We start from the raw sequence: 14,440 nt of genomic DNA, 5'->3' as shown, positions 1-14,440 counted from the left end.
GCGTTTGGCCGACTCCCGTACAGCGAACTAGTCGCGCGGTTTGACCGGGCGCATCTTGAAGGAGACCTCCAGCTTGATGCGGTAGGTGATCTTGCCCTCGTTGTCCACGGCCATGTCCTGCTCGATGACTCGGGCCACCCGGATGTCGTCGACGCTGTCGCGCGCCCGCATTACGGCTTCGGCCGCGGCCGCCTCCCACGAGGTGGGGCTGGTCCCGATGATGTCGATCACCTTGTAGACGCTCATGGGGGTAAAGCGTATAGCTAACTCCACAGCGTGACGTGAACCTTTGGGCGGAACCTGGTCACGCCGACCCCACTGCCGCGGATCATCGCCTGGATGCACCTGGGTGTGGTGATGAAGCGGACCAGCTCGGAGACGGCGGGCTGACGCGCCGATGGCGCCAACGTCACCGCACACCACTCGCCGGCCTTGTCCAGTCCCGAACCGGTCACGTGGATCAGCCGCCGGGCGGCCAGGTCCTTGGCGACGGCGAAGCCGATCGTCAGCGTGGCGCCGCCAACCCGCATGACCTCCTCCAGGGCGGCGGCGTCGCTTTGGAAGATCCGCTGCTGTGCCTCCGGAATTGCCAAGTCGCGCAACATGGTTGCGATCTCGCCGTCCACGCTGCCGGCCGACGGGCCTAGCATCCACTGTTGCTGCCGCAAAAGTCCCGGCGTCGGAATGCCCACGGCCAGTGGGCTATTGGGCGCAACCACGGTGATGATCTGATACTTCAGAAAGGGCCGCACGAAGATGGAGCCGTCGGCCCCCGAGGAACTCTCGCTGGCCGGGCCGATGGCGATGTCGACGGCACGCGAGCAGATCAGCTCACGGAATTGGCTGGTCGGATGCACGCTCAACTCGACGGACAGGTCGTCGGCCCGCGACGAGAACAGCTCGATCAAGCCGGGCGCGGCGTGCTCGGCGAAGGTGCTGGACGCCGCGATCCGCAACAACCGGCGCCCGTGCGCGGCCTCGGTCACCTCGATCGCGGTTTGCTGTTGCAGCCCCAGGATTTCCACCGCACGGCTGGCCAGCCGCAGCCCGCCAGGCGTGAACGCCAGGCCGGCACCGGTCCTGGTGAACAATTGGTCGTCGAGTTCCTTGCGTAACGCCGCCACATGCATCGAGACTCCGGCGTCGGAAACGCCCAGTTCCGCGGCGGCGGCCCGGACCGAGCCCAACCGCACCACCGCTGAATAGGCCCGAAGTTGAGCCGGAGTCATGGTCTGAGCCTACTTCGCGGCCTAATTTGGGAGGGTGCGCGACGTGCTTGCCGAGCTGATGTCGATCTGGCGCACCGGTGCCACCGCGGGCGTGGGCACGGTGGTGCGGACGATGCGGTCGGCGCCACGGCCGCCGGGCGCCTCGATGGTGGTGGCACCGGACGGCTCGGTGAGCGGATCGGTGTCCGGCGGGTGCGTCGAGGGTGCCGTCTACGAGCTCGCCATGGAGGTGGCTCGGGCCGGGGCGCCGCAGTTGGAACGGTATGGCGTCAGCGACGACGACGCGTTTGCCGTCGGCCTGACCTGCGGCGGCATCATCGATGTGTTCGTCGAGTCCATCTCCCGGGCAACGTTTCCCGAATTGGGCGAGGTGGCCGCCGACATCGAGGCCCACCGGCCGGTGGCCGTCGCGACCGTGATCGCCCACCCCGATGCACAGTGGATTGGCCGCCGGCTGGTGGTGCGGCCGGACAGCGCGGTCGGGTCTCTGGGGTCGGCGCGCGCCGACGCGGCGGTCATCGACGACGCGCGGGGTCTGCTGGCGCTGGGGCGCAACGAGATCCTCGAGTACGGTCCCGACGGGCAGCGCCGCGGCGACGGCATGGAGGTCTTCGTGTCCAGTCACGCGCCGCGCCCGCGGATGCTGGTGTTCGGTGCCATCGACTTCGCCGCTGCGATTACCCGGCAGGGCTCTTTCCTCGGTTACCGGGTGACGGTGTGCGATGCGCGGGCGGTGTTCGCGACCTCGGTGCGCTTCCCGACCGCCGACGAGGTTGTCGTCGAGTGGCCGCACCGCTACCTGGCGGCGCAGGCGGCGGCGGGCGCCATCGACGAGCGCACGGTGATCTGCGTGCTGACCCACGATCCGAAGTTCGACGTGCCGCTGCTCGAGGTGGCGTTGCGGCTGCCGCGGGTCGGCTACGTGGGTGCGATGGGATCGCGTCAAACCCACGATGACCGGATGGACCGGCTACGGGCGGTGGGCCTCACCGAGGCCGAGTTGAGCCGGCTGTCCAGCCCGATCGGACTGGACCTCGGCGCCCGCACCCCAGAGGAGACGGCGGTGTCGATCGCCGCCGACATCATCGCCCGGCGGTGGGGTGGCCGCGGCCGGCCGCTGGCCGAAATCGGCGGCCGCATCCACCATGACGCGCAGGTAGAGGCCTAGTGGTCAGACGAGTTAAAGGATCACTTAACTCGATATTGACCCGTGTCGGATAGCGGCAGACACTGAGCCGCATGCAAGTACCTGGCCCCTTCGAGTACGAACGCGCAACCAGCGTCGACCACGCCATCGGACTGCTGGATCGATTGGGCGAGACGGCACGCATCGTCGCCGGCGGACACAGCCTGCTGCCGATGATGAAGCTGCGTATCGCCAACCCCGAGTACCTCGTCGATATCAACGACCTGGCCCCGGAACTGGGATACGTGATCACCGATCCGACGCTGGTGCGAATAGGCGCCATGACGCGGCACCGCGAGATTCTCGAGTCGGACACGCTGGCCGCGGTGTGCCCGATCTTCCGCGATGCCGAACGGGTGATCGCCGACCCGGTGGTGCGTAACCGCGGCACTCTGGGCGGCTCGCTGTGCCAGGCCGACCCGGCCGAGGACCTGTCGACGGTGTGCCTGGTGTTGGGGGCGACGTGCCTGGTGCGGGGTCCGTCCGGCGAGCGGGAAGTCGGCATCGACGACTTCCTGGTCGGCCCGTACGAGACCGCGGTGTCGCCCAACGAAATGCTGATCGAAGTGCGAATTCCATTGCGGCACAAGACTTCCAGCGCATATGCCAAGGTGGAACGCCGGGTGGGGGACTGGGCGGTGACGGCGGCGGGGTCATGCGTCACGCTGGACAACGGTTCGATAGCCGCCGGCCGTGTCGGGCTGACCGCGGTGAATCCCGATGCGGGCGCGCTGGCCGAGCTGTCCGCATGGCTGGTCGGCCGGCCCGTTACCGAGGAAACCTTCGCCGAAGCGGGCCGCCTTGCGGCGGAAGCCTGCGATCCGGCGGCCGACATTCGCGGCACTGCCGAATACAAGCGCCATCTGGCGTGTGAGCTGACCATCCGCACGCTGCGCGCCGCGGTGGAGCGAGTGCGCAATATCCCTGAGCCGGAAGGGAACTAACTGTGGAAATCAACATGACCGTAAACGGCGAACAGGTGAGCGCCGAAGTCGAACCGCGGATGCTGTTGGTGCACTTCTTGCGGGATCAGTTGCGGCTCACTGGAACTCACTGGGGATGCGACACCAGCAACTGCGGAACATGCGTGGTCGACGTGGACGGGGTGCCGGTGAAGTCGTGCACCATGCTGGCCGTGATGGCGTCCGGCCACAGCGTGCGCACCGTCGAAGGGCTCGCCGCGCCGGACGGGACCCTGGATCCGGTGCAGGAGGGGTTCATGCGTTGCCACGGGCTGCAATGTGGTTTCTGCACACCGGGAATGATGATCACCGCGCGCGCCCTGCTGGACCGCGACCCCGATCCCGACGAGGAGACCATCCGGGAGGCCATCTCCGGTCAGATCTGCCGGTGTACCGGATACACCACCATCGTTCGGTCCATCCAATGGGCCGCGCAGCACGCCGAGACGGAGGCGGCCACCTCATGACGACCATCGAGTCAAAACCCCCCTCACCCGAGGACACCGCCGACAACGACCAGAAGCCGTGTGGCTATGGCCGGATGTTGCGCAAGGAGGACCCCCGATTCATCCGTGGCCGCGGCCGCTACGTCGACGATGTGACACTGCCCGGCATGCTGCATTTGGCGATCCTGCGTTCGCCGTACGCGCACGCCCGCATCGTCAGCGTCGATGTTACTGCCGCGCAAGCACATCCGAAGGTCAAGCTGGTGGTGACCGGTGCCGCGCTGGCCGAGAAGGGCCTGGCCTGGATGCCGACGCTGTCCAACGACGTACAGGCCGTGCTGGCCACCGACAAGGTGCGCTTCCAGGGCCAGGAGGTGGCGTTCGTCGTTGCCGAGGACCGCTATTCGGCGCGCGACGCCCTGGAGTTGATCGACGTCGAGTACGACCCGCTGGATCCCGTCATCGATGTGCGCAGGGCGCTGGACCCGTCGGCTCCGGTCATCCGTACCGACCTGGACGGTAAGACCGACAACCATTGTTTCGACTGGCAGACGGGCGACGCGGCCGCCACCGAGGCGGCGTTCGCGAAGGCCGACGTCGTCGTCAAGCAGGAGATCGTCTACCCCCGCGTGCACCCGGCGCCGATGGAAACCTGTGGTGCAGTAGCCGATTTGGACCCGGTCACCGGAAAGCTGACGCTGTGGTCCACCTCTCAGGCGCCGCACGCACACCGCACGCTGTACGCGTTGGTGGCGGGCCTGCCCGAGCACAAGATTCAGGTGATCTCGCCCGACATCGGCGGCGGTTTCGGCAACAAGGTGCCGATCTACCCCGGCTATGTGTGCGCCATCGTCGGCTCGCTGCTGCTGGGCAAGCCGGTGAAATGGATGGAGGACCGCAGCGAGAACCTGACCTCAACGGGGTTTGCCCGCGACTACATCATGGTCGGCGAGATCGCCGCCACGAACGAGGGCAAGATCCTGGCGATCCGGACCAACGTGCTGGCCGACCACGGCGCGTTCAACGGCACCGCGGCGCCGGTCAAGTACCCGGCCGGTTTCTTCGGGGTGTTCACCGGCAGCTACGACATCGAGGCCGCCTACTGCCACATGACCGCCGTCTACACCAACAAGGCGCCCGGCGGTGTGGCGTATGCGTGCTCGTTCCGGATCACCGAGGCCGTGTATCTCGTTGAGCGCCTGGTGGATTGCCTGGCCTTCGACCTGAAGATGGACCCAGCCGAGCTGCGGCTGCGAAACCTGTTGAGGCCCGAGCAATTCCCCTACCAGAGCAAGACCGGCTGGACGTACGACTCGGGTGACTACGAGACCACCATGCGCAAGGCGATGGGCATGATCGGCTATGACGCGTTGCGTGCCGAGCAGGCCGCCAAGCGGGAGCGCGGCGAGTTGATGGGCATCGGGATGGCGTTCTTCACCGAGGCCGTGGGCGCAGGTCCACGCAAGGACATGGACATCCTTGGTCTTGGCATGGCTGACGGCTGCGAGCTGCGGGTGCACCCGACGGGCAAAGCCGTGGTGCGGCTTTCGGTTCAGACGCAGGGCCAGGGCCACGAGACGACGTTCGCCCAGATCGTCGCCGAAGAGCTGGGCATCCCGCCCGACGATATCGACGTGGTGCACGGCGACACCGACCAGACGCCGTTCGGGTTGGGTACCTACGGCAGCCGGTCCACGCCGGTGTCGGGTGCGGCCGCGGCGCTGGTGGCGCGCAAGATCCGCGACAAGGCCAGGATCATCGCGTCGGGCATGCTGGAAGTGTCGGTCGCCGACTTGGAGTGGGAGAAGGGATCTTTCCACGTCAAGGGTGACCCGTCGGCGTCGGTGACGATTCAGGACATCGCGATGCGCGCGCACGGCGCCGGTGATCTGCCCGAAGGCATCGAGGGTGGGCTGGACGCCCAGATCTGTTACAACCCGTCGAATCTCACCTACCCGTACGGCGCGTATTTCTGTGTGGTGGACGTGGATCCGGGCACCGGGGTGGTCAAGGTGCGGCGCTTTCTTGCCGTCGACGACTGCGGCACCCGGATCAATCCGATGATCATCGAGGGCCAGGTGCACGGCGGCATCGTCGACGGCATCGGCATGGCGTTGATGGAGATGATCGCCTTCGACGAAGAGGGCAACTGCCTGGGCGGCTCGCTGATGGATTACCTGATCCCCACCGCACTCGAGGTGCCGCACCTGGAGACTGGGCACACCGTGACGCCGTCGCCGCATCATCCCATCGGGGCCAAGGGCATCGGCGAATCGGCCACGGTGGGTTCGCCGCCCGCGGTGGTGAACGCGGTGGTGGATGCGTTGGCGCCGTACGGGGTTCGGCACGCCGATATGCCGCTGACGCCGTCGCGGGTGTGGGAGGCCATGCAGGGTAGAGCGAGGCCGCCGATTTAGGCGCCGCGACAATGCAGAGCGAGGAACGAGCGATGAGGAGGAGTGGCGCCATCAAGGCGAGCACGATAGGTGAACGGGCACAGCAGCTCCTGGCCGCGCGCACACCGTTTGTGCACGCGACGGTGGTACGCGCCCAACAGCCCACCTCGTCCCGTCCCGGCGATGAGGCAATTCTGTTGCCGGACGGCACCATTGAGGGCTTCGTCGGTGGCCACTGCGCACAGAACTCGGTCCGCAAGGCAGCACTGGGCGCGCTGCAGGCCGGCGAGAGTGTGCTGCTGCGCGTGCTTCCCGACGGTGACGTGCACTTTCCGGAAGCGCCCGGCGCGTGTGTGGTGGTCAACCCCTGCCTGTCGGGCGGATCGCTGGAGATCTTCTTGACCCCGCAGCTGCCGGCGCCCTTGGTCCGGATCTACGGGAGCACACCGATCGCCGACGCGTTGGCGCAACTGTGCGACGTGCTGGGTTATGACGTCAGCCGGGACAGCGATCCGGCTGACGGCTCGCCGACGGCCGCGGTGATCGCCAGTCACGGTGGCCCAGAGGCCGAACTCATCCGCGCCGCGCTGGACAACGGCGTGGGCTACATCGGTCTGGTGGCCAGCAAGGTTCGCGGCGCGTCGATTCTGAGCGGGCTCGAGCTCACCGACGCCGAGCGGGCCCGTATCCACACACCGGTCGGATTGGACATCGGCGCCAAGACGCCGGCCGAGATCGCGGTGTCGATCGCTGCGGAACTGATAGCCGCCCTGCGCTGCAATGGCGGCAGATGACGTTCACCAATCCCGACGACGTCGCCGCCCGATTCGATGCCCGGGATTATCTGCTCGACACCGGGACCGCGTCGGCCATTTATCTGGCGACGACGCTCGGCCGGCCGCTGCTGCTGGAGGGCGAGCCCGGCGTGGGTAAGACAACGGCAGCGAAAACCCTTGCCGCAGTGCTGAATACCACGCTGGTGCGGTTGCAGTGTTATGAAGGGCTGACCGCCAACGAGGCGCTTTATGACTGGAACTACCAGCGTCAGCTGCTGTCGATCCGGTTGGCGGAGGCACAGGGAGCCGCCATTGACGAAGCCGATCTCTACACCGAGAAATACCTGGTCGACCGGCCCATCCTGCAATGCGTGCGCTACCGCGGCGCGGTGCCGCCGGTGTTATTGATCGACGAAATAGACCGGGCCGACGACGAATTCGAGGCATTGCTGCTGGAGTTCCTCGGCGAATCCGCGGTCACCGTCCCCGAACTGGGCACCTTCGTGGCCGAGCGCCCCCCGATCGCGGTGCTGACGTCCAACCGCAGCCGTGACCTGCACGACGCACTGCGCCGACGCTGCCTCTACCACTGGATCGACTACCCGGAGCCGGTGCGGGCGGCCGCGGTCGTCCGGCGCACGGTGCCCGGCGCGTCCGCGCCGTTGATCGAGCACGCCACCCAATTCGTAGCCAGCGCACGCCAATTGGATCTGGACAAGCCGCCCGGCGTGGCCGAGACCATCGACTGGGTCGCTGCGCTGGTGTCGCTTGGCGTCGCGGACCTCGTGGACGAGTCGGCCCCGGCCGCATTAGCCACCCTGGGGGCGCTGGCCAAGACACCCGACGACCGTAATCTGATTCGCGACGCCTTCGTCGCATACAGCACATGAGAGGACTTCAAGGATGAAGATCGCCAACCAGTTCACCGTCAGCGCGCCGATCGAGCAGGCCTGGGACGTGCTGTGCGACCTGGAGCAGGTGATTCCCTTGATGCCCGGCGCGCAGCTGACCGGCCACGAGGGTGACGAGTACCTGGGCAAGGTCAAGGTCAAGGTCGGCCCGGTCACCAGCGAGTTCAGCGGCAAGGTGCGGTTCGTGGAGCAGGATCGCGAGCAGCATCGCGCGGTCATCGACGGCAAGGGCAAGGAGGCGCGGGGTACCGGCAATGCGGCGGCGACGGTCACCGCGCAGTTGCACGCGGCCGGCGACAGCACCCGCGTTACCGTCGACACCGATCTCAAAATCGTCGGCAAGCTCGCCCAATTCGGCAGCGGCATGCTGCAGCAGGTGTCGGAGAAGTTGCTGGGCCAGTTCGTGGAGTCGCTGGAAGCCGAACTCAAGGCCCAGAGCGCGGCGCCTGCGGAGGGGCAACCGAGCCCGGACGCCGCGGCAGTGGCCGCCTCGGCGGCGCAGCCGGAGCCTATCGATTTGCTGGAACTCGCCGGTGGCGATCAGCTCAAGAAGTACGGGGCCGTGGCGGCGGCGGTGCTTGTCCTCTTAGTGCTGATTTGGATCGCGCGCCGGCGCTCGTGAGCACGCCGGCGCTGCTGCGGGGTGTCGATCTGGCGGCGTTCGCCGCCGCGCTGGTGGTGCGGCTGCGCGGCGCTGGGGTGTTGGTATCGGCAAGTGGCGCGGGGCTTTTCGTGCAGGCGCTGGGGCGTCTGGTACCGCAGACCCGATCGGCGCTGTACTGGGCGGCCCGGTTGACGTTGGTCAACCGGATGGAGGACCTCGGCGCCTTCGATGCGGTGTTCGGCGCGGTGTTCGGCAGCCTGGAACACGACCCGACGACGGCACTGCCATTACCCGGCCCGAAGACTCCCGCGACCGGCACCGTGCACCGCGAATCCAGTACGTCGTCCGGCGCCGGCGCCCAGACCGTGCCCTGGGCCACCCGAACCGTTACCGCGTCCGAGAGCATCTCCCACGCGGCCATCCAGCTGCCCGATTTCCTGCCCAGCCGCATCGCCGCCCTTGCCGACGAACCGTTCGACCAATTCGATCCCGACGATTTGCGGCTGCTCGGCACCTGGCTCGAGGCCTCTATACAGCACTGGCCGCAACGGCGCAGCCTGCGCATGGAGTCCAGCCCGCACGGCAAGCGCATCGACCTGCGCAAAACCATGAACGCGTCGCGTTCCACCGCGTGGGAAGCGGTGGTGCTGGCGCGAACCCGGCGGCGCCGCCGGCCCCGGCGTGTGGTTTTGGTCTGCGACGTCAGCCGCTCGATGCAGCCATATGCGGCGATCTACCTGCATCTGATGCGCGCGGCGGCGCTGCGCCAGGCCGGCATGCGTCCGGAGGTCTTCGCATTTTCAACGTCGCTGACCAGGCTCACGCCGGTACTGTCGCACCGGTCCGCCGAGGTGGCCCTGGAGCGGGCCAACGCCAAGGTGACCGACCGGTACGGCGGCACGTTCATCGGCCGCAGCATCGCGGCGCTGCTGGCGCCCACCTCGTCGGGACACGGCAGCGCAGTGCGTGGCGCGGTGGTGATCGTTGCCTCCGACGGCTGGGACAGCGATCCGCCCGAAGTGCTCGACCGCGCGCTGGCCAGGCTGCGTCGCCGCGCCGAAATGCTGATCTGGCTCAACCCCCGTGCGGCGCACCGCGACTTCCAGCCGCTGGCCGGTTCCATGGCAGCCGCGTTGCCCTATTGCGATCTGTTCCTGCCCGCCCACTCGCTGGCCGGCCTGCACCAGCTGCTGCTGGCGCTGGCCCACCGCGACTAGGCCGATGAAAGTTTGCTACTGCCGCCTTCTTGTCCGATAGGCTTCCCGTGTGGCAGCCGACGCCGATGCCGCATCCTCGGAGCTGGCAGAAGAGTGGATCAGCCGGACGTTCAGTGGCCCACTGCTGCGCTTGAAGTCGGCGATCTTCGACCGCGACCGCCAGCATGCGTGCAGCCTCAGCCGGCGCCGTCGGGTCCTCAACATCGCCACCTGGACCGCGGCCTTCGTCAGCGCCAGCTTCGGCACGATCGAGCTGATTACCACCCACTTGCTGCCGGTTGCGCTGCTCAATGGGCTGGCGGCGGTGATATTCGCGCTGATTCCGCTGCTGCACCGGTTCGGCGAGCTGGTGGCTCCGGTGACGCTGGTGGGTACCGCGCTGGCGCTGATGGCGGTGGTGGGCGCGTGGATCGGGACGCACACCGGGATCGCGTTCTTCTTCCTGATGTCGGCGCTGGTGGCCGTGCTGGTGCTGGGCACCGAGCACATCGTGCTGGCCTGTGCGGTGGTGGTCGTCGCCGCCGGGCTGGTCATCACGATCAACGTCATCGAACCGGTGAGTACCGCCGAGCAGCCGGAATGGGCCACCAACGTCGGCTTCGCGATCTCGGCGATGTGCGCAAGCTTGATGATCGTGACGACCGTCTGGTATGCCCTGCGCGAGATTCAAGGGGCCAAGGAGGCCATCGAGCTGGAGTACGAGCGCTCGGAGTCGCTGCTCGGCAATATCTTGCCCACGTCCGTCGCGGCCCGGCTCAAGAACCCCTCGTCGACGATCATCGCCGACAAATACGACGACGCTTCGGTCCTGTTCGCCGACATCGCCGGATACACCGAACGGGCGAGTCAAACCACGCCCGCCGATCTGGTGGTGTTCCTCAACCGCGTCTACAGCGAATTCGATCTGCTGGTCGAACACCACGGCATGGAAAAGGTGAAGACCACCGGCGACTCCTACATGGTGGTCAGCGGTGTGCCCCAGCCCCGGGCCGGCCATCTCAAGGCGCTCGCGCGCTTCGCACTGGACCTCGGTGAGGCGGCCGCCCGCCTCACCGATCAGAGCGGCAAAGGGGTGCCGATCCGCATCGGGGTGGGCGTCGGCCCGGTGGTGGCCGGTGTGGTCGGCACATCGCGGTTCTTCTACGACGTGTGGGGTGACGCCGTCAACGTCGCCTCCCGCATGGAGTCGACGAGCGTGCCGGGCCGCATCCAGGTTCCCCCTGAGGTGTACGAGCGGCTGCGCGGCGATTTCGTTTTCGAGGAACGCGGCGACATCGAGGTGAAGGGCAAAGGTGTGCTGCACACCTGGTTCCTGGTCGGCGAGCGAACGTCAGGGAATGAGTCGCTGAATGTCCTGGATGGTGTCGCTGGCCGCTGATGCCAGGGTGAGGAATTCGACCGTGGCGCCGATCGTGAGCAAACCGACGTCGGCGGCAATGGGATAACCGATCGCATTGATGAGATTGCCCTGCATGAGTTGGCCCACGAACAGGTCCGCGTTATAGGCGGGCATAGTGGTGAGTAGGGAAAGACCTATGTCCGCGGTCGGGAGAAGCACCGCGTAATTGGTCGAGACAATCGAGGCGATGGTGTTCGCAATATGCGTCGGTGTAAGGCTGAGCGGGGGCGGCGGCGGGGGTACCGGGCCGGGAACAATCGACGGTATCTCGAACGGCGGGAAGACGATCGGCTTGGAGAATACTGTCGGCAGGTCGGCCGTGAAGTCGTGAATTCCCTGTTGGGTGCCGGCGCCCAAAGCGTTCAACACGGTGTCCGCCCTGACGTCCGGGAACAACCCGAATGGCGTGGGCACATCTGCGGGGCTGGTCGAATAACCGAAGTTGGGGTCGCCGTAGCCCAGATTGACGATTACCCTCAGGTTCGGCTGGATTAGATCGGCCAGCGGTTCGCCGATCACGGGTAGTGCGCGCAGTGGTGCCAGTAGTGGCAGGTTGTCCGTGTGAATGACGTAGTAATTGGTGACGCCGGAATAACCCCGAGAAGTATGCAGTGGAATGGCGTTATTGACTTGTTCGACGGTGAGGTCCAAGTATTTCGTGTGCACGAAGGGGATGCCCATGAGTGCGTTGAGGTCGGAAATGACATTGAGCGGATAGCGCGGGAAATCGGCGAACCCATCGTATTCCTGCGTATAAATGGCGGTCGGGTAGATCGTGTCTGACGGTGTGGCGCCCAAGAAGGTCAGCCCCAGGCTGGCGATGTTCAGGCCCGGGAAACGTGCGAGCATGCCGCCGTTGGGGTTCATTTCGTTGCCGACCAGCACGAAGTTGAGTTGGTCCGCGGTCGGTGCGCTCGGACCCAGGCTCGCGAGATGGCGCATTTCCAGCGACGCGATCATGGCGCTCTGCGAGTAGCCGAAAACCGTGACGGTATTGCCCGGGATCCGCAATTGGTCTCTGATCGCATTGTCAAGAATGGTCAGGCCCTCGTCCAGTGACCTGTTGAGAACCAAACTCTTGACTCCGGTGAGTGGATATAACTCTTCCGGCGTGTAAAGACTGTGCAGGGACAGTAAATCGAGCGAGCGGACGAATAGCTTGTTAGCCGACAGCACGTATCCCAATGACGGTATCGGCACGCCGGTGGGGCCGACGAACAAACTGGTCAGGTTTGCCGAGAACGGCGGAATAGAGGCCGCGTTCGGTGCCGCGCCGGATGCGCTGGGCGCTCCTGGCAAATCTTGCAGGCCGGTGGAAATTGCGGCCTCAGTTTGCACATAGGCGTTTCCCGCCGCGGCCAGCGTCTGCTGGAACTGAGTGTGAAACGCCTCGAATTGCGCGACGACGGCCTGGTACTGCCGGCCGTATGCCCCGAATAGATTTGCGATAGCCGCCGAAACCTCGTCACCGGCGGCCGCCAAAAGGCCCGAGGTCGGACCGGTCGCGGCGGCGTTGGCGGCGCTGATTGCCGAGCCTATTCCCTCGATTTCGGCCGCTGCCGACCACAAAAGCTGCGGCTCGGCGATCACATACGCCATTGACCCCATCCTTCCCGGCGGCCAGAGTGCCGACGGCCCGACAACGGTGGTGGTCAGCGTAGAGGGACATACATCAGGTTGTCCGGGATTTGTGCGAGCGTGTCCGGGCCTGGCTCGGGAATTGCCAATAAGACTGCGGGACTGGCGATTCGCCGGACGCGGCGGGTATTTCGGCAATAGGATTCCGGCCTACCGACTACTTGGTGCCGGTGATTTGCGCAGTCGTTCGATGGCGGGAGCTGCCTCATGTCATTTGTGCTGATCTCGCCGGAGTGGGTGATGGCCGCCGCTGGCGACTTGGCCGGGATCGGCTCGAGTCTTAGTGCGGCCAATGCGGCGGCGGCGGCCTCGACCACGCAGCTTGTGGCCGCGGCCGGAGATGAAGTGTCAGGGCAGATCGCGGCGTTGTTCGGGGTCCACGGCCAGCAGTATCAGGCGATGAGCACGCAGGTGGCGGCGCTTCATCGGCAGTTCGTGCTCACCCTGAACGCCGGCGCGGGCTCCTATCTTGCGGCCGAGTCGACCAACGCCGAGCAGAACCTGCTGAACCTCATCAATGCGCCCACCGAGTTTCTGGTGGGGCGGCCGCTGATCGGTAACGGAGCCAATGGGGCTGGTCCCGGTGACAACGGCGGCGATGGTGGCCTGCTGTACGGCAACGGCGGCAACGGCGCGGCCGGTGCTGCGGGACAGCCCGGCGGCAATGGTGGAAGTGCCGGTCTGATCGGCAACGGCGGCCGCGGAGGTGCCGGTGGTGCCGGAACCGTCGGCGGCTTCGGCGGTAACGGCGGCTGGCTCTACGGCAACGGCGGCGGCGGGGGCGCCGGCGGCAGCGCATCCAACGGCGGTGCCGGCGGCAACGGCGGGCTGGTGTTCGGCTCCGGTGGCGCCGGCGGGGTGGGGGGCTCGGGCGCCGGCCACGGCGGCGTCGGCGGTACCGCGGCGCTGCTCGTCGGCGACGGCGGTACCGGCGGGAACGGCGGCGCTAACAACGGCACCGGCGGCGCCGGCGGTCACGCCGGCTGGCTGTCCGGCAACGGCGGCACCGGCGGGGCGGGCGGCAGCGGGCTCAACGGCGGCAACGCCGGCAGTGGTGGCGTGGGAGGCAACAGCGGGTTTTTCCTCGGCGCCGGTGGTACCGGCGGTGCGGGCGGAATAGGCAACGGCGGCGACGGTGGCAACGGCGCGGCCGGGGGTAACGGCGGGTGGCTGGGCGGACCCGGCGGTACCGGCGGTGCTGGCGGGTACGCCGATAGCAACGGCGCCAGCGGGGGCAATGGTGGTGGCGGCGGCAACAGTGGCTTCTTGTTCGGAGCCGGGGCTGCCGGTGGCGCCGGCGGCGGCTCCATCGGCGGCGGCGTCGGCGGCCATGGCGGAAACGGTGCCGATGCAGGGTTGCTGTGGGGGACTGGCGGTAGCGGCGGGGCGGGCGGCATCGGCGGTGGTGCCGGCGGAAACGGCGGCGACGCCGGATGGCTGGTGGGCACCGGAGGCGTGGGCGGTGCCGGCGGCGTCGGTGCCGCCGGAAGCGCGGGCGGCGGCGCCGCGGGCCCAGGCGGCAATGGCGGTATCGGCGGCGCAGGTGGGCTGTTCATGAATGGCGGCGCCGGCGGCGCAGGGGGCGCGGGCGGCGCCGGCGGCACGGGCACTGCCGGTTTGGCGGGTGGCCTCGGCGGCGGCGGGGGAGCCGGCGGTGCCGGCGGGACCGGTGGGGC

Annotated in this window: 13 protein-coding genes; 10 read left to right on the top strand and 3 right to left on the bottom strand. The window is 67.3% G+C overall.

Annotated features, from left to right (window positions below; all coding sequences use genetic code 11):
- Nucleotides 1-27: 27 nt before the first annotated feature.
- Nucleotides 28-246: a dodecin family protein gene (locus AWC27_RS21035; RefSeq protein WP_085672264.1), complete on the bottom strand. Its 219-nt coding sequence runs from the start codon at nucleotides 244-246 to the stop codon at nucleotides 28-30.
- Nucleotides 247-263: 17 nt separating this feature from the next.
- The gene (locus tag AWC27_RS21030; protein ID WP_085672263.1) at nucleotides 264-1,229 is read right to left on the bottom strand and encodes a LysR family transcriptional regulator; all 966 of its coding nucleotides are present in this window, start codon (nucleotides 1,227-1,229) and stop codon (nucleotides 264-266) included.
- A gap of 34 nt (nucleotides 1,230-1,263) precedes the next feature.
- On the opposite strand from AWC27_RS21030, the gene AWC27_RS21025 reads away from it, so the two are divergent.
- From AWC27_RS21025 to AWC27_RS20985, 9 genes are all read left to right on the top strand, one after another.
- Nucleotides 1,264-2,397 (top strand): XdhC family protein, encoded by a 1,134-nt coding sequence (locus tag AWC27_RS21025; RefSeq protein ID WP_169726827.1) that lies wholly within the window; start codon nucleotides 1,264-1,266, stop codon nucleotides 2,395-2,397.
- 71 nt (nucleotides 2,398-2,468) lie between these two features.
- Nucleotides 2,469-3,359 carry an FAD binding domain-containing protein gene (locus AWC27_RS21020; RefSeq protein WP_085672262.1) on the top strand — a complete coding sequence of 297 codons (891 nt, stop codon included), beginning with the start codon at nucleotides 2,469-2,471 and terminating at the stop codon, nucleotides 3,357-3,359.
- Nucleotides 3,360-3,361: 2 nt separating this feature from the next.
- Nucleotides 3,362-3,844 (top strand): (2Fe-2S)-binding protein, encoded by a 483-nt coding sequence (locus AWC27_RS21015; protein ID WP_085672261.1) that lies wholly within the window; start codon nucleotides 3,362-3,364, stop codon nucleotides 3,842-3,844.
- Nucleotides 3,841-6,240: an aerobic carbon-monoxide dehydrogenase large subunit gene (locus AWC27_RS21010; RefSeq protein ID WP_085672302.1), complete on the top strand. Its 2,400-nt coding sequence runs from the start codon at nucleotides 3,841-3,843 to the stop codon at nucleotides 6,238-6,240. Before AWC27_RS21015 ends, AWC27_RS21010 begins: the two co-directional genes overlap by 4 nt.
- Nucleotides 6,241-6,272: 32 nt before the next feature.
- A complete protein-coding gene (locus AWC27_RS21005; RefSeq protein WP_085672301.1) occupies nucleotides 6,273-7,013 on the top strand; it encodes an XdhC family protein in 741 nt (246 codons plus the stop codon).
- Nucleotides 7,010-7,885 (top strand): AAA family ATPase, encoded by an 876-nt coding sequence (locus tag AWC27_RS21000; protein WP_085672260.1) that lies wholly within the window; start codon nucleotides 7,010-7,012, stop codon nucleotides 7,883-7,885. The genes AWC27_RS21005 and AWC27_RS21000 overlap by 4 nt, the downstream gene beginning before the upstream one ends.
- A 13-nt stretch (nucleotides 7,886-7,898) precedes the next feature.
- A complete protein-coding gene (locus AWC27_RS20995; protein ID WP_085672259.1) occupies nucleotides 7,899-8,528 on the top strand; it encodes an SRPBCC family protein in 630 nt (209 codons plus the stop codon).
- Nucleotides 8,525-9,727 (top strand): vWA domain-containing protein, encoded by a 1,203-nt coding sequence (locus AWC27_RS20990; protein WP_085672300.1) that lies wholly within the window; start codon nucleotides 8,525-8,527, stop codon nucleotides 9,725-9,727. The genes AWC27_RS20995 and AWC27_RS20990 overlap by 4 nt, the downstream gene beginning before the upstream one ends.
- Before the next feature lie 49 nt (nucleotides 9,728-9,776).
- A complete protein-coding gene (locus tag AWC27_RS20985) occupies nucleotides 9,777-11,105 on the top strand; it encodes an adenylate/guanylate cyclase domain-containing protein (protein WP_085672258.1) in 1,329 nt (442 codons plus the stop codon).
- On the opposite strand, the gene AWC27_RS20980 is transcribed toward AWC27_RS20985, so the two are convergent.
- A complete protein-coding gene (locus AWC27_RS20980; protein ID WP_085672257.1) occupies nucleotides 11,058-12,725 on the bottom strand; it encodes a PE family protein in 1,668 nt (555 codons plus the stop codon). The genes AWC27_RS20985 and AWC27_RS20980 overlap by 48 nt on opposite strands.
- A 246-nt stretch (nucleotides 12,726-12,971) precedes the next feature.
- On the opposite strand from AWC27_RS20980, the gene AWC27_RS20975 reads away from it, so the two are divergent.
- The coding region (locus AWC27_RS20975; protein ID WP_085672256.1) for a PE family protein at nucleotides 12,972-14,440 on the top strand (1,469 nt) is incomplete at its 3' end.

The organism is Mycobacterium szulgai, assembly GCF_002116635.1.
Lineage (GTDB): Bacteria > Actinomycetota > Actinomycetes > Mycobacteriales > Mycobacteriaceae > Mycobacterium > Mycobacterium szulgai.
This window is presented reverse-complemented; position numbering and strand designations above follow the sequence as displayed.

Coding starts and splice junctions, on each gene's coding strand:
- AWC27_RS21020 (WP_085672262.1), top strand. CDS start 2,469: ATGCAAGTACCTGGCCCCTTCGAGTACGAACGCGCAACCAGCGTCGAC.
- AWC27_RS20995 (WP_085672259.1), top strand. CDS start 7,899: ATGAAGATCGCCAACCAGTTCACCGTCAGCGCGCCGATCGAGCAGGCC.
- AWC27_RS21005 (WP_085672301.1), top strand. CDS start 6,273: ATGAGGAGGAGTGGCGCCATCAAGGCGAGCACGATAGGTGAACGGGCA.
- AWC27_RS21000 (WP_085672260.1), top strand. CDS start 7,010: ATGACGTTCACCAATCCCGACGACGTCGCCGCCCGATTCGATGCCCGG.
- AWC27_RS21010 (WP_085672302.1), top strand. CDS start 3,841: ATGACGACCATCGAGTCAAAACCCCCCTCACCCGAGGACACCGCCGAC.
- AWC27_RS20980 (WP_085672257.1), bottom strand. CDS start 12,725: ATGGCGTATGTGATCGCCGAGCCGCAGCTTTTGTGGTCGGCAGCGGCC.
- AWC27_RS21030 (WP_085672263.1), bottom strand. CDS start 1,229: ATGACTCCGGCTCAACTTCGGGCCTATTCAGCGGTGGTGCGGTTGGGC.
- AWC27_RS21035 (WP_085672264.1), bottom strand. CDS start 246: ATGAGCGTCTACAAGGTGATCGACATCATCGGGACCAGCCCCACCTCG.